The sequence below is a fragment of the Clostridium sp. UMB9555A genome (assembly GCF_030222355.1).
GTDB lineage: Bacteria > Bacillota > Clostridia > Clostridiales > Clostridiaceae > Sarcina > Sarcina perfringens.
Genome location: NZ_JASORQ010000036.1, coordinates 1 through 346 on the forward strand (window position 1 = coordinate 1; position 346 = coordinate 346).

At 30.9% G+C, this 346-nt stretch carries 1 protein-coding gene; it reads left to right on the plus strand.

Annotation, left to right across the window (positions count from 1 at the left end; translation table 11 throughout):
* On the plus strand, window positions 1–346 hold a 346-nt coding region (locus QP548_RS16845; RefSeq protein WP_284905664.1), incomplete at both ends, for a DNA cytosine methyltransferase.

The following is a 346-nucleotide window of genomic DNA, read 5'->3' on the forward strand; positions in this document are numbered from 1 at the left end:
AACATGAGATAGTTAATTATTGTGAAAAGGATAGGTATGCAAGTTATGCCTATAGTAAACTTTTTAGGTTATCTGAAGCTAAGAATTTATGGGATGTTAATTGGGTTGATGGAACACATTTTAAAGATATAGATCTTATAACTTATGGCTTCCCATGCACTGATATAAGCTTAGCTGGAAGCTGTAAAGGAATAATTAAAGGTGAAACAAAATCCGGGCTGCTATTTGAAGCACTAAGGATTATAGAAGAAGCTAGACCTAAGGTTGCCATAGCCGAAAATGTTAGAAATTTAGTAAGTAAAATGTTTATTTCTGATTTTCATAATTTAATTAATGAATTAGATAG